This window comes from Mangrovibacter phragmitis (assembly GCF_001655675.1).
Taxonomy (GTDB): Bacteria; Pseudomonadota; Gammaproteobacteria; order Enterobacterales; family Enterobacteriaceae; genus Mangrovibacter; species Mangrovibacter phragmitis.
Genome location: NZ_LYRP01000047.1, coordinates 147,190 through 168,646, shown reverse-complemented (window position 1 = coordinate 168,646; position 21,457 = coordinate 147,190). Strand labels below are relative to the sequence as shown.

The following is a 21,457-nucleotide window of genomic DNA, read 5'->3' as shown; positions in this document are numbered from 1 at the left end:
ATCGCCCATGCTATTGTGCATTTGCTCATTAGATAATTTAAATTCACACTTTCAATTGTGCGTTTGCATGGTGCGCATTATTTATACTGTGATTATACTGTGGAAAATTAAAAAAACACTTACCAGTTTTTTTATTGGTTTATTTATATGGTGTTCATAAAAATATTTTAAATTTATTTGTTTGTACCCGACTTAGAGGCTGGAAAAATGATTTTGGATGAAACGGTGGAAGCTAAACGGGGAATGCACACCCGATATCTCATATTATTAGTGATATTTATTGTCACTGCAGTGAATTATGCAGACAGGGCCACTCTCTCCATCGCTGGTGCTGAAGTGGGTAAAGAACTACAACTTAGTTCAATCTCTTTGGGATATATATTTTCGGCTTTCGGTTGGGCTTATTTGTTAATGCAAATTCCCGGAGGTTGGCTACTGGATAAATTTGGTTCACGTAAAGTTTATACCTACAGTTTATTTTTCTGGTCATTGTTTACTTTCCTGCAAGGGTTCGTTGGCATATTTCCTCTTGCATGGGCCGGGATCTCAATGTTCGTGATGCGCTTTATGCTGGGCTTTTCCGAAGCGCCTTCATTCCCTGCAAATGCGCGTATTGTTGCCGCGTGGTTCCCGACCAAAGAGCGTGGCACCGCCTCGGCGTTGTTTAATGCCGCGCAATATTTCTCATTAGCTATTTTTTCTCCGTTACTGGGCTGGCTCACGTTTACCTGGGGTTGGGAACATGTGTTCACCGTAATGGGGGTTATTGGCTTTATCCTGACCTGGATCTGGACTCGTACTATCCATAACCCAACAGATCATCCGCGCATGTCTGAAGCAGAACTGGACTTCATCCGTAAAGGTGGAGCAGTTGTGGATATGGACCAACGCAAGAATGACAGCATCGCTGCTCCAAAGGCTAACTATATCAAACAGTTGCTTACAAGCCGGATGATGTTAGGTGTATTTTTCGGCCAGTATTTCATTAATACCATTACCTGGTTCTTCCTGACCTGGTTTCCTATTTACCTGGTTCAGGCGCGTGGCATGTCAATTTTGAAAGTTGGCCTGGTTGCTTCTATTCCTGCACTGTGTGGTTTTGCTGGTGGAGTATTGGGCGGCGTGTTCTCAGATTACCTGATTCGTCGTGGTGTCTCTCTTACCTTTGCCCGTAAGTTACCAATAGTGCTTGGCATGTTACTGGCCTCAACCATCATTTTGTGTAACTACGTCGATAACACCGCACTGGTTGTGACGCTGATGGCGTTGGCATTCTTCGGTAAAGGTTTTGGGGCGCTGGGCTGGCCGGTAATTTCAGATACTGCACCGAAAGAGATCGTTGGGTTGTGCGGTGGGGTGTTTAATGTCTTCGGTAATGTAGCATCAATTGTGACTCCACTGGTGATTGGCTACCTGGTCAGCGAGCTTCACTCCTTTAATGCTGCTCTGATCTTTGTCGGCTGTTCAGCACTGATGGCGATGGTTTGCTACCTGCTGGTTGTTGGCGATATCAAACGTATGGAACTTCAAAAATAAGCAACGATAAAGGCAAGACAAATGAATAGCGAATTTTTCCCAAATGCATTCAAAGCCGCGCTGGCGGCTCACCAGACACAGATAGGCTGCTGGTCTGCTCTTGCAAGCCCTATCACAACAGAAGTGCTTGGCCTTGCTGGTTTCGACTGGTTGGTGCTGGATGGCGAACATGCGCCGAATGATATTTCTACCTTCATTCCCCAGCTTATGGCTCTGAAGGGCAGCCACAGTGCTCCTGTGGTGCGCGTTCCAACCAATGAGCCGGTCATCATCAAACGGTTTTTGGATATCGGTTTTTATAACTTCCTGATCCCGTTTGTTGAATCAGAAGATGATGCCGTACGGGCTGTGGCATCGACACGTTATCCACCGCAAGGTATTCGTGGCGTTTCTGTTTCTCATCGCAGTAATGGCTACGGCACAGTTAAAGACTATTTCAAAACGGTAAACGACAACATCACGATTCTGGTGCAAATCGAAAGCCAGGAAGGGCTGGATAACCTGGATGCAATTGCTGCGACTGAGGGTGTGGATGGCATCTTCGTGGGGCCGGGTGATTTGTCCGCCGCATTGGGTTATCTGGGCAACCCTTCTCATCCTGAAGTGCAACGCGCAATTGCGCATATTTTTGAACGCGCAAAAGCACATGGCAAACCCGCCGGTATTTTGGCACCCGTTGAAGCTGATGCCCGTCGTTACCTGGAGTGGGGCGCAACCTTTGTTGCTGTGGGCAGTGACCTTGGGGTTTTCCGCGGTGCCACTCAAAAACTGTGTGATGCATTCAAAAAGTAACGACCACCTGTAAATAGCGAGAGAGAGCAAATTATGACGATGAAAGTTGGTTTTATTGGCCTGGGTATTATGGGTAAACCAATGAGTAAAAACCTCATTAAGGCCGGTTATTCCCTGGTGGTTTCAGACCGTAATCCTGAAGCCATTGCCGATGTTATTGCTGCAGGTGCAGAAACTGCAGCAACACCGAAAGCCATTGCTGAACAGTGTGATGTCATTATTACGATGCTGCCCAACTCCCCACATGTGAAAGAAGTTGCATTGGGTGAGAACGGTATTATCGAAGGTGCCCGCCAGGGGCTGGTGTTAATTGATATGAGTTCCATTGCTCCACTTGCCAGCCGCGAAATCAGTGAAGCACTGAAAGCGAAAGGCGTATCCATGCTTGATGCACCGGTTAGCGGTGGTGAACCCAAAGCTGTGGATGGCACATTGTCTGTGATGGTTGGCGGTGACAAAGCAGTATTCGATAAATACTACGACCTGATGAAATCAATGGCAGGTTCAGTGGTTCATACCGGCGATGTCGGTGCAGGTAATGTGACTAAACTGGCAAACCAGGTCATTGTTGCCCTGAATATTGCAGCAATGTCTGAAGCTCTGGTTCTGGCAACGAAAGCGGGTGTTAACCCGGATCTGGTTTATCAGGCAATCCGCGGTGGGTTGGCAGGAAGCACTGTGCTGGATGCCAAAGCCCCAATGGTTATGGATCGTAATTTCAAACCGGGTTTTCGTATTGAACTGCATATTAAAGACCTGGCGAATGCGCTGGATACTTCCCATGGCGTGGGTGCTCAGTTACCTCTGACCGCAGCGGTAATGGAAATGATGCAGGCATTACGTGCTGACGGGCTTGGCTCTGCCGACCACAGTGCACTGGCATGCTACTACGAAAAACTGGCTAAGACTGAAGTCAGCCGATAAGGCAAGGGCGCGAGACAGCGCCCGGATGTTTTCGCCCTGAGTGGCATGACCAGGCAACAACCTTATGAAAATCGTAATTGCACCCGACTCATACAAAGAGAGCCTTTCTGCCACTCAGGTAGCGCAGGCAATTGAAAAAGGATTTCGTGAAATCTTCCCTGATGCCGAATATGTCTCCGTGCCGGTTGCCGATGGTGGCGAAGGAACCGTTGATGCCATGATAACGGCCACTCAGGGAGTCAGAATGAGCTCCCCGGTTACCGGGCCTTTAGGGCAACAGGTTATGGCGGAATGGGGTATTTCGGGTGACGGGAAAACCGCATTTATTGAAATGGCCCAGGCCAGCGGTCTTGCACTGGTTCCACCGGAACAGCGTAACCCATTACTGACGACTTCTCGTGGTACGGGGGAATTAATTCTCCATGCACTGGAGAAAGGTGCTCAAAACATCATTATTGGTATTGGTGGCAGTGCGACCAATGATGGTGGCGCGGGTATGGTTCAGGCTTTGGGTGCCCGCCTTACCGATGAAGCCGGTGAGGAAATTGGTTTTGGTGGCGGTAGTCTTTTACAACTGCGTAATATTGATATCAGCAATATGGACTCCCGCCTTGCGCATTGCGTGATTAATGTTGCTTGTGATGTCACCAACCCTTTATTGGGTGAATACGGCGCTTCCCGAATCTTTGGGCCTCAGAAAGGGGCGACGGAAAGCATGATTCGCACGCTGGATTATAATCTTGACCACTTCGCAGACATCATTAAAAGTGCGCTGAATGTCGATGTGAAGAATGTCCCTGGCGCTGGTGCGGCTGGTGGTATGGGAGCAGCATTAATGTCGTTTTTGGGTGCAGAGTTGCGCAGTGGTATTGAGATTGTCACTGAAGCACTGAATCTGGAAGAACACATTCACGACTGCACCTGGGTTGTTACAGGTGAAGGCCGACTGGATAGCCAAAGTATTCATGGTAAGGTGCCAGTTGGTATTGCCAGTGTGGCGAAAAAATACCATAAGCCCGTCATTGGTATAGCGGGCTCTCTGACGAAGGATGTCGCTGTTGTGCATCAGTATGGTATTGATGCCGTATTCAGCGTATTAAGCAGTATTGGCTCTCTGGAAGAGGCGTTTCGGGGCGCGTTTGAAAATATCTATCGTGAGTCGCGTAATATTGCGGCCACGTTAATGGTCGGTATGTGCACCGCAAGGTGACAGACGGCGTGAAACCCTCTATACTGCGCGCCGAAGCTGACCAGACAGTCGCTGCTTCGTCGTCGTCCTTTTCGAAGGAGACGGGCGGAGGAGAGGAAAGTCCGGGCTCCATAGGGCAGGGTGCCAGGTAACGCCTGGGGGGTGCAAACCCACGACCAGTGCAACAGAGAGTAAACCGCCGATGGCCTGCGCAAGCAGGATCAGGTAAGGGTGAAAGGGTGCGGTAAGAGCGCACCGCGCGGCTGGCAACAGTTCGTGGCACGGTAAACTCCACCCGGAGCAAGGCCAAATAGGGGTTCATAAGGTACGGCCCGTACTGAACCCGGGTAGGCTGCTTGAGCCAGTGAGCGATTGCTGGCCTAGATGAATGACTGTCCAAGACAGAACCCGGCTTACCGGTCAGCTTCACACTTTCAGGCCCCGCCAGCAATGGCGGGGCTTTTCTTTTATCAACAGAGATGAATGACTGCCCAAGACGCTATATAACAAAGAACGCGGCTTACCGGTCAGCTTCATACTTTCAGGCCCCGCCAGCAATGGCGGGGCTTTTCTTTTATCAACAGAGATGAATGACTGCCCAAGACGCTATATARCAAAGAACGCGGCTTACCGGTCAGCTTCACACTTTCAGGCCCCGCCAGCAATGGCGGGGTTTTTCTTTTTGTAATACTCGCTCTGGCACTCAACAACCACATTCGCTCAGCCCGGGGTGGTTATCCGGGCGCCTGCCTAAAGGCCAGAAGAACAGGCGTTCAGTGTGCGAAATAGGGAGATCGTTGATACAGGCAAAGCGCCTTACCATAAGGCCTTGCTCATTAAATTCCCAGTTTTCGTTACCATAACTACGGAACCAGTTCCCTGAGTCATCGTGCCATTCATAAGCAAACCGGACAGCAATCCTGTTCTCATTTACTGCCCATAACTCTTTGATTAACCGATAATCCAGTTCTTTTTGCCATTTGCGTTGTAAAAATTTCACCACAGCCTCACGCCCGGTGACAAACTCTGCCCGGTTGCGCCAGACAGTATCAGGCGCATACACCCGCGATACTGTTTCAGGATCGCGGCTATTCCAGGCATCTTCTGCCATCCGTACTTTTAGTGTGGCACTGCCGTAAGTAAAAGGGGGAACGGGTGGTCGTGTTTCCATGATATCTCCTGTAGTATGTAGACAGATTTGTCTACTTAATTTATCTGATGTAGACAGGTCTGTCTACTTATTGACTGAAATCAGGAAACCTGAAGTGACTGCAACTAAAGAAGTCAGCGCTAAAGAGCGCATTATTCGCACTGCCCATGAGTTGTTTTATAAAGACGGAATCAGGGCTACCGGCGTAGACCGGATAATCAAAGAAGCCGGGGTGACGAAAGTAACTTTCTACCGCCATTTCCCGGCCAAGAACGACCTTATTTTGGCTTTTCTTCACTACCGGCATGGCTTATGGATAACGTGGTTTGCTACCGCTTTGAAAGAGGAAATGGCGCAGAGTGGCAAGCTCTGCCTGGCACTACCACAGGTGCTTTCCCGCTGGTTTCTGTCACCTGAATTTCACGGCTGTGCTTTTATTAATGCTACCAGTGAAATTACCGGTGTATTACCGGAGGCTCTGCCCGTAATTCGTGAACATAAGCAGGATATGGCGGATACTATCGCGCAATGTCTGCCAGATACCCCACAGCGTATTCAGACGGCGCAAAAATGTGCTTTATTAGTGGATGGCGCGATTGTTCAGGCGCAGCGGGAAGAAGACCGGGAGGCGACAGTGGCACTATTGCAGGCTTGCCTTGCTGACTTCACACAGTAAGTTATTTCATCCATTCTTCGTTTTAGTGAGACAGGTACCAGGAGCCGCTATGGCATATTTGTTTGTCTATGGATCTCTCTGCCCGGGGGAGAAAAACGCCGGGTTATTGGCGCAAATGGAAGGCCTTTGGGAACCGGCCTGTGTAACGGGGCATCTGGTCAATGCGGGCTGGCGCACACTTGGTGGCTACCCGGCGCTGATACCGGACTCACAGGGCGAACTTGTTGACGGATATCTTTTTTCATCCTCAAAGTTGGATGAAAACTGGGCGATGCTGGATGATTTTGAAGGTGCTGACTACCTGCGGGTAACCGCGGAAGTGACTACGCAGCAGGGACAAAAAATTTGTGCCTTTGTCTATATTCTGAAGGCCTGATGCCCCAGGCCTGGCAGAAAAAGTGTGGTGTCAGGCATAAAGCTCTTCAGCCAGGCGAACTTGTGCTTCCGCGACAATTGCTTCCAGCTCATCCAGCATTTGGGTAAAAACATCGTCGAGTGAAGCAGGCTTTGCCACAGGTGTTGTTGCGCTGTTTGCGAGTGTTTGTTCGTGTTGCATAACAGTCTCTCTCATGGTGTGGTTATACAGGCAAGTCTACCAGTAACCCTTCCAGGTCGGTATCCGCCACAAGGGTTAGATGTGCCTCATCCTTAATAAATGCGCCGTCACCACAAGTCATATGGGCTTTTTCCTGAGCGCCTGTTTGCGCGTGAAAAGAACCATGAATAGACTGCAAATATGCCCGTGGCCCATGTAACTGAAACTCTTCCTGTTCGCCTGCTTTCAGGTTCACATAATGGAGCCAGACTTGCTGGCGCAGCACCAGGCTGTTTTGTTGGCCATCCGGTGAGGCAATTAACTGCCGCTTGTCCCCTGACAGGGTTATTTTCTGGATTAACGGATTTTCGCGTTCCGGGCAGGCATCAAGCCACAGCTGCATCCTGGTGAGCGATTTATCTTTACTGGCATTATGCTCACTGTAACTACAACCTTGCTGAGTGGATAAAAGCAACGCCTCACCTGATTTAACCCGAATATGGTTACCCTCGCTGTCACGGTATTCTGCTTCACCATCCAGAATTAAATTCAGGATATCCACTTTAGGGTAAGTGCGCGGCTGAAATGCGGCACCAGGTGCCAAAACTTCCTGATTCAGTACACGTAATGATGCGTAGCCGAGTAAGTCCGGGTCAAAGTAATGTCCAAATGAGAAAGTGTAACGTGCCTGTAACCAGCCGAAATCTGCCTGGCCACACTGTTTTGCAGTTCTTGTCGTAATCATGTTTTAACCTCTTTTTGCTCTCTCCATGTTAAGTAACTGGACGCTGCATTGTTAGCCAGTTAATCTGCTTGGTATGTTCAAATTTCCTGAAAGAGAAGAGGATGGCAAAAGAACGCGCACTCACGCTGGAGTCATTAAGAGTGATGGATGCTATTGACCGGCGGGGAAGTTTTGCAGCAGCGGCAGATGAACTGGGCAGAGTACCTTCTGCACTGAGTTACACCATGCAAAAGCTTGAGGAAGAGTTGGATGTGGTGCTCTTCGACCGCTCAGGTCACCGTACTAAATTCACCAATGTCGGCAGAATGCTGCTGGAACGGGGCCGGGTGTTGCTGGAAGCTGCCGATAAACTCACAACAGATGCTGAAGCACTGGCCAGGGGGTGGGAAACTCACCTGACGATTGTGACTGAAGCACTGGTACCTACTTTTGCATTATTTCCTCTGGTGGAGAGGCTGGCACAAAAAGCCAATACCCAGCTTTCCCTGCTGACCGAGGTACTGGCTGGCGCCTGGGAGCGTCTTGAACAAGGGCGGGCGGATATCGTTATTGCACCCGACATGCATTTTCGCTCTTCAACAGAGATTAACTCCCGAAAGCTCTACTCCATGAAGAATGTTTATGTCGCAGCGGCAGACCATCCTATCCATAACGAGGCAGAGCCGCTTTCAGAGGTAACGCGTGTGAAATACCGGGGTATAGCGGTGGCTGACACCGCACGCGAGCGCCCGGTATTAACCGTCCAGCTGCTGGATAAACAGCCGCGCCTTACGGTAAGTACCATTCATGATAAGCATCGGGCTTTACTGGATGGCATGGGGGTGGCAACCATGCCATGGCCGCTGGTGAAACAGGATATCGAGGAAGGGCGTTTACGGGTCGTGAGCCCCGAATCGACCAGCGAGGTTGACATTATCATGGCCTGGCGGCGCGACAGCATGGGTGAAGCCAAGTCATGGTGCCTGCGTGAAATACCGAAACTGTTCGCGCAAATGAAATAGCCCACGCTTTTGCAGCAGAACCCGGGGAGTTGCACCGGGTTCTGTGCTGTCAGTTAATCGCTATTTTAGGGTCATTGCCAAAACGGTTGGCACCACGGTTACCTTCCTGACAATAGAACGCCAGCAAGATCAGCGCGCCAATCAGTGGAATGAACATGAGTAGCAACCACCAGGCTGAACGGTTGGTATCGTGCAGGCGGCGAAATTGTAGCGCCAGTGAAGGAATTAACACAAACAGGCTATACAACGATGATAATACCCCCTGCTCATGAATACGCAGGTGTAACATATTGTCCAGCACCGCCAGAACTGCAGCAAAAATGATATTAACCAGGGTAAACATCCAAAATTCTTTGCGGCGAGCTCTTCCCTGAAAACCAAAGTAATTGCGCAGCGCGCTTAAATACCAGTCCATTTGCACTCTCCTTTCCAGTCAGACAACCTTTTTAATCACCAAATAAAGCATAGGACTGAAAATAAAACTGGCAAATGGCAGGCACAGAGAATGGTTGAGTTCTCACCTTTTTGAGCAGAAATAGCGTGGGCTTGTTAAATGAGGGCAAAAACCGGGCGCAGGCCCGGTTTTCGTCTCACAATTTAACGGTATTTAACCTGGAAACTGCTGTTCGCGCCCGTGGGGCTGCATTAAATTCTGAACCGGGCCTGTGGAGATAATGCCGGTTGGGTTAATGGTTTTATGGCTACAAAAATAGTGGTGGCGGATATGATCAAAGTTAACCGTATTGGCAACTCCGGGTATCTGGTAAATATCCCGTAAGTAGGCAAACAGGTTGGGGTAATCACTGATGCGTTTGCGGTCGCATTTGAAGTGGGTGACATACACCGGATCAAAACGGATAAGCGTGGTCCACAGGCGGATATCTGCTTCTGTCATTTGGTTACCCACCAGCCAGCGTTGTTGCCCCAGCAGGTCTTCCAGTTTATCCAGCGCAGTAAACACGCCGGCTACCGCTTCATCATACGCATCCTGAGATGTCGCGAACCCTGCCTTATACACACCATTATTCACGGAGTCATAGATCCAGGCGTTAATCTCATCTATTTGTTCACGCAAAGCTTCGGGATAGTAATCTCCCGCTGTTGCGCCCAGTGCATCAAATGCACTGTTAAACATACGGATAATCTCAGCTGATTCGTTGCTGACAATCGTCTGGTTTTGTTTATCCCATAATACGGGGACGGTAACACGGCCAGAGTATTGCTCATCGGCATGTAAGTAGAGTTGGTATAAATACTCATGTTGGTACAGGCCATCCCCTGTAGCGCCCGGGAAATCCTGTGCCAGTGTCCAGCCGTGTTCAAACATCAAGGGGTGGACCACCGAAACGGGAATAAAATCAGAAAGCCCTTTCAATTGCCGCATAATCAGCGTTCGGTGAGCCCAGGGGCAGGCAAGAGAGACATACAAATGGTAGCGGGATGTTGATGCTGAAAAACCACCTGTTCCGGTTGGGCCCGGTGTGCCGTCTGGCGTTATCCAGTTGCGAAAAGCGGAGACAGAGCGCTTGAATCGCCCGCCAGTTGATTTCGTATCATACCAGGTATCGTGCCAGACTCCGTCAATAAGTTGTCCCATGTCTGTTTCCTCTGTTCTGTTTCTTCAACCCGTTTTCCCAACTGCACACTGTTATAGCGAGAAACAAGTGAAGGGGCTGATTGTCAGTTGCCGTGATACAGCAAAAGGCGGAGCATATCTCCGCCTTTTGCTTTGAACCATTACCAGCTCTTTTTCAGGACACGGTCCAGGCTGATGGCACCAGGGCCGGTGATGAAAAGCAGCAGATAACCGCCTGCAATCGTCAGGTTTTTCATGAACATCAGTGAGTTCACGCCTTCTGCAAAATTACTGTGGAAGATAAACGCAGTAATTAACGTGAAGATTGCAGTAATAATAGCTGTTGTGCGCGTCAGGAAACCAAACAGGATAGCCAGGCCACCGCCAAACTCCAGTAAGATGGTCAGCGGTAATAAGGCCCCCGGCACACCCATTGCCTGCATGTATTGTTGAGTTGCTCCGTAAGCGTTGATTTTGCCCCAGCCGGCATAGATAAACAGAATTGGCATCAGGATGCGTGCAACCAGAAAACCAATATTTTCGAATTTTTTCATCTTACTCTCTCCAGGAAATCAGTTTATTTTTATTGAGTAGCAGCAGGTGATTAGTGTGCCTTGCTGTCCATGGCTGAATACTAAAGAGACTGAAGGGAGATTGTTAGCAAGTATAATTGTCAGAAAAATTCAAAAAAATTGATTATGTTTGAATTGAAAGAATCCCACGGGGGAACCGCGGGATTTTATCAGTCAGCGCCGTATGTTACGGACTAAGCGCCAGGCGCTCCAGACCAGTGGCCCACGTCTTAACAGGCGTATCAGCCTTCCAGGATGGCGCAATTGCCAGGTCGCCAGTATACCGCTTCCGGCGATGGCCACCCATTTGTAGCGGGCCAGATACCCCCAGCCCGCATCTACCGGTGCCATTGCAGATAGCCACTCGCGCTCTGCGCTGAGCAAGTCAAGGCGTTGCTGCTGAATACGCAATGTCAGCCGCGCCTTTCGTTCGGCAAGTGATTCATTCATGGTGAGTATCCTCCAGTGCCTGCCTGTCGTTTGCTAACTCTTTACGAGTTTGGCGCAGCAGAGTGGAGGCCCGTGATTTATGCAACGCCACAAGACCACAGAAGAGTGCGAGGAGTAACAATACAACTGTTGCTGCCGTCAGGGCATAGAGCCGGTATTGAGGGTCAATAACCCAAACAATGAGCACCAGCAGGCTGGCAAGACCAAACAGAGTGAAAAGCAACGTCAGTGACAGCAGAAGAAGTAACTGAAACAGGCGCGCTTTCTCCTCTTCCAGTTCGACTACAGCTAACTGAAGCCGGGTCTCCACCATGGAGACCAGCAGCGACAGAATTCGCTTTCCCGAACCAAGAATACGCCCTCCCGGCCCTTGTGTCGGAGAATTATCCATCATTAACGACGCGCCAGCAGCATACCCAGTACCAGACCCGCAGCGGCACCAATTCCGATTCCGGCCCATGGATTTTCATGCACATAGTTATCTGCTTTGCAGGCTGCTTCTTTTGTCTGTCGCAGCACTGCCTCACTTGTTTCACTTACCCGCACCCGGCTCTGTTTCAGCATACGTTCAGCTTTGGCTCGTACTTTTTCAACTTCTTCTTTCGATTTCTCACCCGAAGAATTCAGCACTTCCTCAAGAGTATCCGCCAGGGATTTAAGTTCATCTCGCAGTTGTTCAGTATCTTTAGACATACAGGCTTCTCCAGTTAATTCACAGTTCCATGAATCAGTCACCGCTATACATATGCGGTGACTGCTGTAACGCTGGCCTGCCGTTAGAGTGGGCCTTTATCGCGTATGAGTGCTTTTATGTTTTTCACCCGATAAGTTGCTGTGATGGGATTCTTCCCTGCACCGGGACCTGACCTCCGCCAGAGCCTTATTCAGGCCATCAATACGGCGCTGATTATGGTGCTTTTTCGCATAACTTATCTCACGCAATATATCTTGCTGCTTGTCCTGACAGGCGGTGGATGCCTGTATCAGAGGGGAGAAAAACAGCAAGGTAAACGTACAAACCAGCAAGGTGCGATAATTCATTGTTAACATGTCCGTTCGTTTCTGGTAGCAGCAACAAGGGGGCACCAGTCCGTTGAAGATGCTGTCAGTGTAGCGATTTTGTATTTTTAAATCGCCTGGTAAGCATAGTCAGGATGCAGCTAAACGGCAAAGTAAGTGAAAATATTCAGAATATTCGGTAAAGCAAGTTAGCCAATTCTGGAAGGTGAAACGCCAAGGCGGGCCAGCCAGTGGTCAAACGGGGTTGGTTCCTGGCGGGGCGTGATAACATACCCATGGGGAAGCGTTGCAGAAAGCACCCGGGCAGCGGCTTCGCTTTGCACGTTGGAATCAAATTTAATCACGAGCTTATTGTTATCTGGTGTAATGCTTTTCACCCGAATGCCATTGGCATCAAGATGGTGCCAGACGAAGAAACCATCGGGAATTGTTGCGCCAGCCTGTGCAGGGCGAATTTCCAGAGTGGTGTCTGGCTTACGGGTCGCGGCCCAGAATACGGTGCTGGCACAGATCAGTAACAGAGCCACGATAGCAAGGTGGGCCCGGTTGTTAGTTAAATGATGGAACAGTTTCATCCTTTGCTCCCGCTGCGTTTTTTCCACAACATCACCAGGGAACCCAACAGACCGAAGACCAGTAGTACCACCGGGATAAGCATCAGACAGGACATCAACGCATCTTCATATTTGGCAAACACGGGGGTTTTGCCCAGCAGGTAACCCAGAGCAGTCAAAATCAGAACCCACAGTAACCCACTCATCCAGTTGAAAAACTGAAAACGAGAGCTGCTCAGGCCAGAAAGGCCCGCAATGGTTGGGAGCAGAGTACGAACAAATGCGATGAACCTGCCCACAAGTAATGCGGAAAGGCCGTGCTTATGGAACAAATGGTGGGCACGTTGATGATAATGGGCGGGCAGATGAGATAGCCATTTCTGCACAAGTCGGGCGTTGCCAAGCCAGCGGCCCTGAATAAAGCCGACCCAGGAACCCAGGCTGGCTGCTGCGGTAAGCAAAATCAATGTGGGGACAGCCGCCAGTGCACCTTTAGCAATCAGTACGCCGATTAAAATTAACAAACTGTCTCCAGGGAGGAATGCCGCCGGGAGTAAGCCATTTTCCAGGAACAAAATCGTAAATAAAACGAAATACAACATGCCAATCATTGAAGGATTGGCAAGGGTTTCAAAATCCTGACTCCAGAGTGCATTAAGGAGTTGTGTAAAAAGTTCCATTCAGGGGTCCTGGCACATCAGTCAAAACCAATAACGGCAGAAGAAGGCAAATGGCGGGATGGGTCTGTCGCGTGTGTGCTGCCGTAAAAACATTATCAGCGTACAAACTGGATCACCGTATAAAAAACAGCCTTTTCTGGCGTATCACATACGTGGCAAAAGGCAGCAAAAAGCCAGGCTGGCCACGAAAAATGCGTACAATTGTAACAAATATAGATGTTGTGCGTCACAATATTTAGCAGTAGTCGGGCTGATTTTGCGCGGTAAAATGCAGGCTGGCGAGAGTATTTACAAAGGCTGACACTAACGCCCTGAATATCTCTCGCCCATTGACGAATTATTTATGTGGGATGCCAGGAGCTTCAAGGTGAACGACCGGGTTTTCAGCAAACAAGTAGCGGTCTGCGTTGAACTCAAAGTCGTCGCTGGTTTCATTAAACAGCATCTGTTTGGTATTTTCCAAATGCTGCCACATCGCCAGTTTAGCTGCGTGGGGATCTTTTCTGACCAGGGCACGTAAAATCTGATCGTGGTCATCGCACCAGTGATCGACTGTTCTGAGATCGATATGATCGTGTAACTTTTTCCAGTAAGGGTTATGAACACGCTGTGTCCACATTCTTTCTACAATAGCGGCTAACGCGCTGTTTTGGGTGGCCAGGGCAACTTGCACATGGAACTGTAAGTCCCATTGCGAATCCCTGAAACATTTCTCATGCCGCGCCTGTTCCTGAATTTCCATCAACTTCATGATGTCTTGCTTGGTCACCTGCGTTGCCGCAAATTCTGCAATATTACTTTCAATCAACTGGCGGGCCTGGAGTAATTCAAAAGGACCGTAATTAGCGAATTCAAACCGCTCATCGGGTTGCGCACTGTAGCGGGCCTGGTTGGCGATGACATGAATGCCTGAACCTTTACGGACTTCAACATATCCTTCCACTTCAAGCATGATAATGGCTTCGCGTACCACTGTCCGGCTGACATTTTTCTCGTCAGCAATAAAACGTTCCGCCGGTAATTTGTCTCCGACAAGATAAACTCCGCTTTCTATTCGGTGTTTTAGCTCAGCGGCCAGTTGCTGATATAAGCGACGAGAATCCGATAACTCCATAAGCGGCTCCAGGATGGGGTCTGATACATGATGAAACTAATTTGTTATACCACTTATCTCTTCCCGGCTCTACTTGATGCTAATAAAAAGCCGCCTTAAGGCGGCTTTTTGAGAACCAGGTTTAACTTTGCGCCGCAGCGTGAGCAACGCCACCTTCATCCACAATGTCTTCAGCGGATTTATTTTTCAGTACCGTCCAGATAACCAGTGCACCGAGCAAGTCGAACACAGCCAGTACGGCAAACAGCGGGCTGAACCCAATTTTGTCGGCCAGCGCACCGACAACCAGAGCGAACAACGTACTGGCGGTCCAGGCTGCCATACCAGTCATCCCGTTAGCAGTAGCCACTTCGTTACGTCCAAATACGTCAGAAGACAACGTAATCAGAGCGCCGGACAGTGACTGGTGGGCAAAGCCACCCACACACAGCAGAGCGATAGCGACATAAGGGCTGGTGAACAAACCAATGGTACCTGGGCCAATCATCAGGAATGCACCCATGGTGACAACCAGCTTACGAGAAACAATCAGGTTAACACCAAACCAGCGCTGGAACAGCGGAGGTAAATACCCACCAATTACGCAACCCAGGTCAGCGAACAGCATTGGCATCCAGGCGAACATGGCGATTTCTTTCAAGTTAAAGCCGTAGACTTTAAACATAAACAGCGGGATCCAGGCGTTAAACGTACCCCAGGCCGGTTCAGCAAGGAAACGCGGTAACGCAATACCCCAGAACTGGCGGTTACGCAGGATCTGCCAGGCAGAAAGCTTTTTGATGTTACTGGTTTGATGCAAAGCTTCCTGACCACTGATGATGTAATCACGTTCTTCATCAGACAGTTTTTTCTGATCTTTCGGGTGCTTATAGAAGAACAGCCACAGCATCGCCCAGGCAAAACTCAGAACCCCGGTGATAACAAATGCCATTTCCCAGCTGTGGATCATAATCGCCCACACAACCAGAGGCGGCGCAATCATGGCACCAATAGAGGAGCCTACGTTGAAGTAGCCCACGGCAATGGAACGTTCTTTCGCCGGGAACCATTCACTACTGGCTTTCAGGCCTGCAGGGATCATTGCGGCTTCTGCGGCACCGACTGCCCCACGGGCAATAGCCAGACCGCCCCAGCTTCCCGCCAACGCTGTTGCACCACAGAAGATAGCCCAGAAGATGGCAAATACGGCGTAGCCAACTTTTGTACCAAGAATATCAAGGATATAGCCAGCAACAGGCTGCATTACTGTGTAGCATGCAGAATAAGCGGCAATAATATATGAGTATTGCTGAGTAGTAATATGGAGCTGTTCTTGCAGAGTCGGCGCAGCCACAGCGACAGTGTTACGGGTTAAATACCCCAACACGGTCCCCAGCGTGACCAGTGCAATCATATACCAGCGTAAGCCTTTGATCTTTCGCATTTCGAACCTCAGTATTTGTTTTCAACCGCGCCACACGGTTGCATTACAGGACCAGACCTGCATATGAGTTTTATTCAGGAGGGTTCTACCAGTGAAACTTAGGTATGGCCCGTGCCTTGCTAGTTAGAATGTGTAAAGCATCCGGCATCCATACCTACAAAAGCGATAAAAGCGCATCGCCAAATATTCCGTAATATTTACTGTTCTTGACGTGGCAAAAGATAACTTGTCATACATCTTTAAAAGTTGAGAGCCATCACAAAAGTACATTAAAGACAGGGTTATTAAATCGGGGTATGCTTTGCCAGAACTGGCGCGGCTTGCAGTACTTTTTTTAACTTTAAATAAACATAATTTGTATGGTTTATGTGATCCGGGACACAAAATTCCACTCGGATGCAATGAATTGGTGTGATAACTTTGTAGTCATACTGATTAGATATCCGATAACGTGTCCAGAGGAATAACGATAATGACTCGGTTTATGACTGAAGACTTTCTGCTTGATACTGAATTTGCCCGTCGCTTGTACCACGACTACGCAGCGGATGAGCCAATTTTTGACTTCCACTGCCACCTTCCCCCGCAGCAAGTCGCAGAAAACTATCGTTTTAAAAACTTGTATGACATCTGGTTGAAAGGCGATCACTACAAATGGCGTGCTATGCGCTCTAATGGTGTTGCTGAGCGTCTGTGCACCGGTGATGCGACTGACCGCGAAAAATTCAACGCCTGGGCGGAAACCGTGCCGCACACCATTGGTAACCCGCTTTACCACTGGACGCACCTGGAATTACGTCGCCCGTTTGGTATTACAGGTAAATTGCTGTCACCGAAAACAGCAGATGAAATTTGGGAGCAGTGTAATGCGCTGCTTGCTGAAGACACCTTCTCTGCTCGCGGTATCATGAAGCAGATGAACGTGAAAATGGTTGGGACAACTGATGACCCGATCGATGCCCTGAATCACCACAGTGCTATTGCGGCTGATACCAGTTTTGACATCAAAGTGTTGCCAAGCTGGCGTCCGGACAAAGCATTTAACATTGAACTGGCCACTTTTGTTGATTACATCGGCAAACTGGCGGAAGTTTCTGACACCGATATTCGCCGTTTCAGCGATCTGCAAACGGCGCTGAAAAAACGCCTGGATCACTTCGAAGCCCACGGTTGTAAAGTGTCTGACCATGCGCTGGATGTCGTAATGTATGCCGATGCTGATGAAGCAACACTGGATAGCATTCTCGCGCGCCGCCTGGCTGGAGCTACTCCGTCTGCGCTGGAAGTTGCTCAGTTCAAAACCGCAGTACTGGTTTGGTTGGGCGCGGAATATGCCCGTCGTGGCTGGGTTCAGCAATACCACATCGGTGCACTGCGCAACAACAACACCCGTCAGTTTAAGCTGCTGGGGCCGGATGTTGGTTTCGATTCCATCAATGACCGCCCGCTGGCGGAAGAGCTTGCGCGTCTGTTGGATAAACAGAACGAAAATAATCAACTGCCGAAAACTATCCTTTACTGCCTGAACCCGCGTGATAACGAAGTCCTGGGTACCATGATTGGTAACTATCAGGGCGAAGGTATCGCCGGGAAAATGCAGTTTGGCTCCGGCTGGTGGTTTAACGACCAGAAAGACGGTATGGAACGTCAGATGACTCAACTGGCGCAGTTGGGCCTGTTAAGCCGTTTTGTTGGCATGCTGACCGACAGCCGTAGTTTCCTGTCATACACCCGTCATGAATATTTCCGTCGCATCCTGTGCCAGATGATTGGCCGTTGGGTTGAAGCGGGTGAAGCACCTGCAGATATCGAGTTGTTAGGCCAGATGGTGAAAAACATCTGCTTTAACAATGCGCGTGATTATTTTGCTATTGAGCTGAACTAAGTCTCAACTGAGGTTGATATGCAATACATTAAGATCCATTCGCAAGATAATGTCGCTGTTGCGCTAGTGGACCAGGCCGAAGGGGCCATCGTCAATGTCGATGGGCAGGACATTACTCTGCTTCAACCTGTTGCGCGTGGGCACAAGTTCGCCATCCGGGCAATCGCGAAGGGTGAGAACGTTGTTAAGTATGGTCTGCCTATCGGTCATGCACTGGTTGATATCCGGCCTGGTGAGTACCTTCACTCGCATAATATGCGTACCAATCTGAGCGATTTGGACGAGTACAGCTATCAACCTGAAGCACTGAATATCATGGTGCAGGCGGGGGATCGCGATGTTCAGATCTACCGCCGCTCCAATGGCGAGGTGGGTGTGCGTAACGAATTATGGATCCTGCCTACCGTTGGGTGTGTTAACGGGATCGCCCGCCAAATTCAGCAGCGTTTTCTGAAAGAAAATGATGACGCCTCTGATATTGACGGTGTTTTCCTGTTCGGCCACAACTACGGTTGTTCCCAGTTGGGCGACGATCACATCAATACGCGTACTATGCTGCAAAACATGGTTCGCCACCCCAATGCCGGGGCAGTACTGGTGATTGGTCTGGGGTGTGAAAACAACCAGGTTAGCGCCTTTCGTGAAACCCTGGGCGAGTTTGATGAAGATCGCGTTCACTTTATGATTTGCCAGCAGCAAGACGATGAAGTGGAAGCCGGGGTTGAACACCTCCAGGCGTTATATGAAGCGATGCGTCATGATAAACGCCAGTCAGGTAAACTCAGTGAACTGAAGTTTGGCCTTGAATGTGGTGGTTCTGACGGGTTGTCCGGTATTACTGCTAACCCGATGCTTGGGCGTTTCTCTGATTTTATGGTTGCCAATGGAGGCACAACAGTATTAACGGAAGTGCCAGAAATGTTTGGTGCGGAACGTATTCTGATGAGCCATTGCCGTGATGAAAGTACGTTTGAAAAAACAGTCACTATGGTGAATGATTTCAAACAATATTTCATTGCCCATAACCAGCCTATTTACGAAAACCCATCACCAGGCAACAAAGCTGGTGGAATTACAACCCTGGAAGAGAAGTCTCTGGGATGCACGCAGAAAGCGGGCTCCAGCCAGGTTGTGGATGTGCTGCGTTATGGTGAGCGCCTGAAAAAACACGGGGTTAACCTGTTAAGCGCACCCGGCAACGATGCCGTTGCGACCAGTGCGCTGGCTGGTGCGGGTTGCCATATGGTGCTGTTCAGTACCGGGCGTGGCACGCCTTATGGCGGGTTTGTGCCCACTGTTAAGATTGCCACAAACAGTGAACTGGCGGCGAAAAAACCGCACTGGATCGATTTCGATGCGGGTCAGTTGTTGCATGGCACTCTGATGCCACAATTACTGGAAAAATTCATTGACCTTATTGTGGATATCGCCGACGGCAAACAAACCTGCAATGAGAAAAATGATTTCCGCGAACTGGCTATCTTCAAGAGTGGTGTCACATTGTAAAATGCCAGCACTGGCGTAAAATAAAACGGCGTTTCACTTGGTGATGCGCCGTTTCTTTTTTGGCATTATCTTTTTCTACTGTTAAGGGTTTCCCATGTCAGCATACTGGCTTGCTCAGGGCATCGGGGTCATTGCGTTTTTGATTGGTATAACTACTTTTCTCAATCGTGATGAACGGCGTTTTAAGATACAGCTTTCAATATACAGTGCTGTTATCGGTATTCATTTTTTCCTGATGGGGGCATTCCCGGCGGGTGCCAGCGCAGAATTGAATGCCATCCGAACGTTAATCACGCTGCGTACCCGCAGTTTGTGGGTGATGGGAATTTTTATCGCTCTGACGTTGTTATCAGGTTCAATCCATGTTGAGTACTGGTTTGAAGTGCTGCCAGTGATTGGGACCGTTGCCAGTACCTGGGCGTTATTTCGTTGCAAAGGCCTGACTACGCGTTGTGTTATGTGGTGTTCAACAGCATGCTGGGTGACACACAACGCTTTACTGGGTTCGATAGGCGGTACGCTGATAGAAGGGAGTTTTTTAATCGTAAATGGCGTGACAATTATTCGTTTCTGGAAAATGCAGAAACGTGGGATTGACCCATTTTTAGTTGAGAAAACACACTAAATTCCCCCCGGCCCGGCCGGAGGGAGTGTCTGAATGATATCAGCCGCGTAATGGGTTACGGTCGGCCAGCCGGGCATCTTCAGCCTGGCATGCTGCGGCGGTGAACAGCGCATCGGTAGATGAGTTCAGAGCCGTTTCGCAGGAATCTTGCAGTACGCCAATAATGAAGCCAACAGCGACAACCTGCATGGCGACATCATTCTGAATACCGAACATCCCGCAAGCCAGCGGAATCAGCAACAGAGAGCCACCCGCGACACCAGACGCGCCACAGGCACATAGCGATGCCACAATACTCAACAGCAAAGCGGTAGGTAAATCGACAGCAATACCCAGAGTATTGACTGCCGCCAGTGTCAGCACAGTAACAGTAATCGCAGCACCGGCCATATTGATAGTTGCACCCAGAGGGATAGATACCGAGTAGGTGTCTTTATCCAGGTTCAGCTTCTCGCACAGTGCCATGTTTACCGGGATATTTGCCGCAGAACTGCGGGTAAAGAACGCTGTGACACCACTTTCACGCAGGCAGGTAAATACCAGAGGGTAAGGGTTGCGGCGAATTTTTAAAAAGACCAGCAACGGGTTAACTACCAGCGCAACCAGGAACATACAGCCAATTAGCGCAACCAGTAACTGGCCGTAGCCCAACAAGGTACTGAACCCTGTTTCCGCCAGAGTGGAAGAAACCAGACCAAAAATACCCAGCGGCGCAAAACGGATAACAACACGCACCATAAACGTGACGGCATGTGAGAAGTCGGTGACCAGGTTTTTGGTTCCTTCGTTTGCATGACGCAGAGCGAAACCTAACCCCACAGCCCACACCAGGATACCAATGTAGTTGCCTTTCAGCAGAGCATCGACGGGGTTGGACACCATGCTCATCAGCAGGCCTTTCAATACCTCAACAATACCAGAAGGCGGGGTGACGTCAGTAGCGGCTGCAGTCAGATGCAGGGTAGAAGGGAACACAAAACTGACCACCACCGCACACAATGCCGCGCTGAATGTCCCCAGTAAATAGAGCACCAGAATAGGGCGAATATTGGTTTTACGCCCTTTGGTATGGCTGGCAATAGAAGACATGACCAGCATCAGCACCAGCACTGGCGCAACGGCTTTCAGTGCACCGACAAATAATGTGCCAAGCAGACCGACTGCCAGGGCCGCGGGTTTTGATGCCCACGCCAGCAGAATACCCAGAATCAAACCTACGAGGATTTGTTTAACCAGACTGCCCTGCGCAATACGCTGGAACAGGCCAGGAGAAGAGTGTGTAGCCATTGATATTTCCTGTCTGAGATGATGCGAAACATCCCGGCTGCCGTATTATTTGTGACATTTATAGCGGGATGTAACAATGTGTTTGCATTGGTGAGTATAAGGATATTCTCTCGCGGTGGAAGCGATATGCTCTAATTCTTTTGAGTTCATCCAGAATTAATAACTAAGCTGTAACAAATTTGTGACAATTGCAGCAAATGTTCAGCCTGCTACTTTA

The 21,457-nt window shown here is 49.4% G+C and carries 25 protein-coding genes and 1 other RNA gene; 11 read left to right on the top strand and 15 right to left on the bottom strand.

Annotation, left to right across the window (positions count from 1 at the left end):
* The first annotated feature begins 207 nt into the window (after positions 1 to 207).
* From A9B99_RS19745 to rnpB, 5 genes are all read left to right on the top strand, one after another.
* On the top strand, positions 208 to 1,536 hold the full coding sequence (locus A9B99_RS19745) for an MFS transporter (RefSeq protein ID WP_064600552.1): 1,329 nt from the start codon (positions 208 to 210) through the stop codon (positions 1,534 to 1,536).
* A gap of 21 nt (positions 1,537 to 1,557) precedes the next feature.
* On the top strand, positions 1,558 to 2,328 hold the full coding sequence (garL, locus tag A9B99_RS19740; protein WP_064600550.1) for a 2-dehydro-3-deoxyglucarate aldolase: 771 nt from the start codon (positions 1,558 to 1,560) through the stop codon (positions 2,326 to 2,328).
* A 33-nt stretch (positions 2,329 to 2,361) separates the two neighbouring features.
* A complete protein-coding gene (gene garR / locus A9B99_RS19735; protein WP_036104796.1) occupies positions 2,362 to 3,252 on the top strand; it encodes a 2-hydroxy-3-oxopropionate reductase in 891 nt (296 codons plus the stop codon).
* A gap of 64 nt (positions 3,253 to 3,316) precedes the next feature.
* Complete coding sequence (gene garK / locus A9B99_RS19730; protein ID WP_064600548.1) at positions 3,317 to 4,462, top strand: glycerate 2-kinase; 1,146 nt, start codon at positions 3,317 to 3,319, stop codon at positions 4,460 to 4,462.
* A gap of 32 nt (positions 4,463 to 4,494) precedes the next feature.
* Positions 4,495 to 4,873: RNase P RNA component class A (gene rnpB, locus A9B99_RS19725), an RNA gene on the top strand.
* Positions 4,874 to 5,144: 271 nt separating this feature from the next.
* Here rnpB and A9B99_RS19720 read toward each other — a convergent pair.
* Positions 5,145 to 5,612 (bottom strand): nuclear transport factor 2 family protein, encoded by a 468-nt coding sequence (locus A9B99_RS19720; protein ID WP_064600546.1) that lies wholly within the window; start codon positions 5,610 to 5,612, stop codon positions 5,145 to 5,147.
* A gap of 94 nt (positions 5,613 to 5,706) precedes the next feature.
* Here A9B99_RS19720 and A9B99_RS19715 point away from each other — a divergent pair, with 94 nt between their 5' ends.
* Both A9B99_RS19715 and A9B99_RS19710 read left to right on the top strand, forming a co-directional pair.
* Positions 5,707 to 6,267, top strand: coding sequence for a TetR/AcrR family transcriptional regulator (locus A9B99_RS19715; RefSeq protein WP_064600544.1), 561 nt, complete (start codon positions 5,707 to 5,709; stop codon positions 6,265 to 6,267).
* A gap of 49 nt (positions 6,268 to 6,316) precedes the next feature.
* Complete coding sequence (locus A9B99_RS19710) at positions 6,317 to 6,643, top strand: gamma-glutamylcyclotransferase family protein (RefSeq protein ID WP_064600542.1); 327 nt, start codon at positions 6,317 to 6,319, stop codon at positions 6,641 to 6,643.
* A gap of 30 nt (positions 6,644 to 6,673) precedes the next feature.
* On the opposite strand, the gene A9B99_RS24070 is transcribed toward A9B99_RS19710, so the two are convergent.
* Both A9B99_RS24070 and A9B99_RS19705 read right to left on the bottom strand, forming a co-directional pair.
* Entirely contained in the window at positions 6,674 to 6,823 is a 150-nt protein-coding gene (locus A9B99_RS24070) for a hypothetical protein (RefSeq protein WP_197499299.1), read from the bottom strand.
* 22 nt (positions 6,824 to 6,845) lie between these two features.
* Positions 6,846 to 7,547 carry a pirin family protein gene (locus A9B99_RS19705; protein ID WP_064600541.1) on the bottom strand — a complete coding sequence of 234 codons (702 nt, stop codon included), beginning with the start codon at positions 7,545 to 7,547 and terminating at the stop codon, positions 6,846 to 6,848.
* 101 nt (positions 7,548 to 7,648) lie between these two features.
* Between A9B99_RS19705 and A9B99_RS19700 the strand changes: the two genes are divergently transcribed.
* The gene (locus tag A9B99_RS19700; protein WP_064600540.1) at positions 7,649 to 8,548 is read left to right on the top strand and encodes a LysR family transcriptional regulator; all 900 of its coding nucleotides are present in this window, start codon (positions 7,649 to 7,651) and stop codon (positions 8,546 to 8,548) included.
* Positions 8,549 to 8,597: 49 nt separating this feature from the next.
* Here A9B99_RS19700 and A9B99_RS19695 read toward each other — a convergent pair whose 3' ends face one another.
* The 11 genes from A9B99_RS19695 to A9B99_RS19640 form a co-directional block, all read right to left on the bottom strand.
* Positions 8,598 to 8,963 carry a DUF805 domain-containing protein gene (locus A9B99_RS19695; protein ID WP_064600538.1) on the bottom strand — a complete coding sequence of 122 codons (366 nt, stop codon included), beginning with the start codon at positions 8,961 to 8,963 and terminating at the stop codon, positions 8,598 to 8,600.
* 192 nt (positions 8,964 to 9,155) lie between these two features.
* Positions 9,156 to 10,145, bottom strand: a complete 990-nt coding sequence (locus tag A9B99_RS19690; RefSeq protein WP_064600536.1) for a glutathione S-transferase family protein — start codon at positions 10,143 to 10,145, stop codon at positions 9,156 to 9,158.
* 140 nt (positions 10,146 to 10,285) lie between these two features.
* The gene (locus A9B99_RS19685) at positions 10,286 to 10,678 is read right to left on the bottom strand and encodes a DoxX family protein (RefSeq protein WP_064600534.1); all 393 of its coding nucleotides are present in this window, start codon (positions 10,676 to 10,678) and stop codon (positions 10,286 to 10,288) included.
* 192 nt (positions 10,679 to 10,870) lie between these two features.
* Complete coding sequence (locus A9B99_RS19680) at positions 10,871 to 11,146, bottom strand: YqjK-like family protein (RefSeq protein WP_064600532.1); 276 nt, start codon at positions 11,144 to 11,146, stop codon at positions 10,871 to 10,873.
* On the bottom strand, positions 11,139 to 11,540 hold the full coding sequence (locus A9B99_RS19675) for a phage holin family protein (protein ID WP_064600531.1): 402 nt from the start codon (positions 11,538 to 11,540) through the stop codon (positions 11,139 to 11,141). The genes A9B99_RS19680 and A9B99_RS19675 overlap by 8 nt, the downstream gene beginning before the upstream one ends.
* Positions 11,540 to 11,839, bottom strand: a complete 300-nt coding sequence (locus tag A9B99_RS19670; protein WP_064600529.1) for an ElaB/YgaM/YqjD family protein — start codon at positions 11,837 to 11,839, stop codon at positions 11,540 to 11,542. Before A9B99_RS19670 ends, A9B99_RS19675 begins: the two co-directional genes overlap by 1 nt.
* A 96-nt stretch (positions 11,840 to 11,935) precedes the next feature.
* Complete coding sequence (locus A9B99_RS19665) at positions 11,936 to 12,196, bottom strand: DUF1090 family protein (protein WP_064600528.1); 261 nt, start codon at positions 12,194 to 12,196, stop codon at positions 11,936 to 11,938.
* A 158-nt stretch (positions 12,197 to 12,354) separates the two neighbouring features.
* Positions 12,355 to 12,741, bottom strand: coding sequence for an EnvZ/OmpR regulon moderator MzrA (gene mzrA, locus A9B99_RS19660; RefSeq protein WP_064600527.1), 387 nt, complete (start codon positions 12,739 to 12,741; stop codon positions 12,355 to 12,357).
* Complete coding sequence (yqjA, locus tag A9B99_RS19655) at positions 12,738 to 13,400, bottom strand: DedA family general envelope maintenance protein YqjA (RefSeq protein ID WP_064600526.1); 663 nt, start codon at positions 13,398 to 13,400, stop codon at positions 12,738 to 12,740. Before yqjA ends, mzrA begins: the two co-directional genes overlap by 4 nt.
* A 337-nt stretch (positions 13,401 to 13,737) precedes the next feature.
* Positions 13,738 to 14,514, bottom strand: coding sequence for a transcriptional regulator ExuR (gene exuR / locus A9B99_RS19645; protein WP_064600523.1), 777 nt, complete (start codon positions 14,512 to 14,514; stop codon positions 13,738 to 13,740).
* Between the two features lie 121 nt (positions 14,515 to 14,635).
* Positions 14,636 to 15,937, bottom strand: coding sequence for an MFS transporter (locus A9B99_RS19640; protein ID WP_064600521.1), 1,302 nt, complete (start codon positions 15,935 to 15,937; stop codon positions 14,636 to 14,638).
* Between the two features lie 472 nt (positions 15,938 to 16,409).
* On the opposite strand from A9B99_RS19640, the gene uxaC reads away from it, so the two are divergent.
* From uxaC to A9B99_RS19625, 3 genes are all read left to right on the top strand, one after another.
* Positions 16,410 to 17,822 carry a glucuronate isomerase gene (gene uxaC, locus A9B99_RS19635; protein WP_064600519.1) on the top strand — a complete coding sequence of 471 codons (1,413 nt, stop codon included), beginning with the start codon at positions 16,410 to 16,412 and terminating at the stop codon, positions 17,820 to 17,822.
* An 18-nt stretch (positions 17,823 to 17,840) separates the two neighbouring features.
* A complete protein-coding gene (locus A9B99_RS19630; protein WP_064600517.1) occupies positions 17,841 to 19,328 on the top strand; it encodes a UxaA family hydrolase in 1,488 nt (495 codons plus the stop codon).
* Positions 19,329 to 19,422: 94 nt separating this feature from the next.
* Positions 19,423 to 19,953 carry a YgjV family protein gene (locus A9B99_RS19625; protein ID WP_064600516.1) on the top strand — a complete coding sequence of 177 codons (531 nt, stop codon included), beginning with the start codon at positions 19,423 to 19,425 and terminating at the stop codon, positions 19,951 to 19,953.
* A 39-nt stretch (positions 19,954 to 19,992) separates the two neighbouring features.
* On the opposite strand, the gene sstT is transcribed toward A9B99_RS19625, so the two are convergent.
* Positions 19,993 to 21,240 carry a serine/threonine transporter SstT gene (gene sstT, locus A9B99_RS19620; protein ID WP_064600514.1) on the bottom strand — a complete coding sequence of 416 codons (1,248 nt, stop codon included), beginning with the start codon at positions 21,238 to 21,240 and terminating at the stop codon, positions 19,993 to 19,995.
* Positions 21,241 to 21,457 lie beyond the last annotated feature (217 nt).

Excerpts from the sequence above, each read along its gene's own strand:
- A9B99_RS19710 (WP_064600542.1), top strand. The coding sequence starts at position 6,317 with ATGGCATATTTGTTTGTCTATGGATCTCTCTGCCCGGGGGAGAAAAAC.
- A9B99_RS19695 (WP_064600538.1), bottom strand. The coding sequence starts at position 8,963 with ATGGACTGGTATTTAAGCGCGCTGCGCAATTACTTTGGTTTTCAGGGA.
- A9B99_RS19665 (WP_064600528.1), bottom strand. The coding sequence starts at position 12,196 with ATGTTAACAATGAATTATCGCACCTTGCTGGTTTGTACGTTTACCTTG.
- uxaC (WP_064600519.1), top strand. The coding sequence starts at position 16,410 with ATGACTCGGTTTATGACTGAAGACTTTCTGCTTGATACTGAATTTGCC.
- A9B99_RS19700 (WP_064600540.1), top strand. The coding sequence starts at position 7,649 with ATGGCAAAAGAACGCGCACTCACGCTGGAGTCATTAAGAGTGATGGAT.
- A9B99_RS19745 (WP_064600552.1), top strand. The coding sequence starts at position 208 with ATGATTTTGGATGAAACGGTGGAAGCTAAACGGGGAATGCACACCCGA.
- A9B99_RS19685 (WP_064600534.1), bottom strand. The coding sequence starts at position 10,678 with ATGAAAAAATTCGAAAATATTGGTTTTCTGGTTGCACGCATCCTGATG.
- A9B99_RS19675 (WP_064600531.1), bottom strand. The coding sequence starts at position 11,540 with ATGATGGATAATTCTCCGACACAAGGGCCGGGAGGGCGTATTCTTGGT.
- A9B99_RS19720 (WP_064600546.1), bottom strand. The coding sequence starts at position 5,612 with ATGGAAACACGACCACCCGTTCCCCCTTTTACTTACGGCAGTGCCACA.
- sstT (WP_064600514.1), bottom strand. The coding sequence starts at position 21,240 with ATGGCTACACACTCTTCTCCTGGCCTGTTCCAGCGTATTGCGCAGGGC.
- A9B99_RS19705 (WP_064600541.1), bottom strand. The coding sequence starts at position 7,547 with ATGATTACGACAAGAACTGCAAAACAGTGTGGCCAGGCAGATTTCGGC.
- A9B99_RS19670 (WP_064600529.1), bottom strand. The coding sequence starts at position 11,839 with ATGTCTAAAGATACTGAACAACTGCGAGATGAACTTAAATCCCTGGCG.
- garL (WP_064600550.1), top strand. The coding sequence starts at position 1,558 with ATGAATAGCGAATTTTTCCCAAATGCATTCAAAGCCGCGCTGGCGGCT.
- garK (WP_064600548.1), top strand. The coding sequence starts at position 3,317 with ATGAAAATCGTAATTGCACCCGACTCATACAAAGAGAGCCTTTCTGCC.
- A9B99_RS19630 (WP_064600517.1), top strand. The coding sequence starts at position 17,841 with ATGCAATACATTAAGATCCATTCGCAAGATAATGTCGCTGTTGCGCTA.
- yqjA (WP_064600526.1), bottom strand. The coding sequence starts at position 13,400 with ATGGAACTTTTTACACAACTCCTTAATGCACTCTGGAGTCAGGATTTT.
- A9B99_RS19625 (WP_064600516.1), top strand. The coding sequence starts at position 19,423 with ATGTCAGCATACTGGCTTGCTCAGGGCATCGGGGTCATTGCGTTTTTG.
- mzrA (WP_064600527.1), bottom strand. The coding sequence starts at position 12,741 with ATGAAACTGTTCCATCATTTAACTAACAACCGGGCCCACCTTGCTATC.
- A9B99_RS19640 (WP_064600521.1), bottom strand. The coding sequence starts at position 15,937 with ATGCGAAAGATCAAAGGCTTACGCTGGTATATGATTGCACTGGTCACG.
- A9B99_RS19680 (WP_064600532.1), bottom strand. The coding sequence starts at position 11,146 with ATGAATGAATCACTTGCCGAACGAAAGGCGCGGCTGACATTGCGTATT.
- exuR (WP_064600523.1), bottom strand. The coding sequence starts at position 14,514 with ATGGAGTTATCGGATTCTCGTCGCTTATATCAGCAACTGGCCGCTGAG.
- A9B99_RS24070 (WP_197499299.1), bottom strand. The coding sequence starts at position 6,823 with ATGCAACACGAACAAACACTCGCAAACAGCGCAACAACACCTGTGGCA.
- garR (WP_036104796.1), top strand. The coding sequence starts at position 2,362 with ATGACGATGAAAGTTGGTTTTATTGGCCTGGGTATTATGGGTAAACCA.
- A9B99_RS19690 (WP_064600536.1), bottom strand. The coding sequence starts at position 10,145 with ATGGGACAACTTATTGACGGAGTCTGGCACGATACCTGGTATGATACG.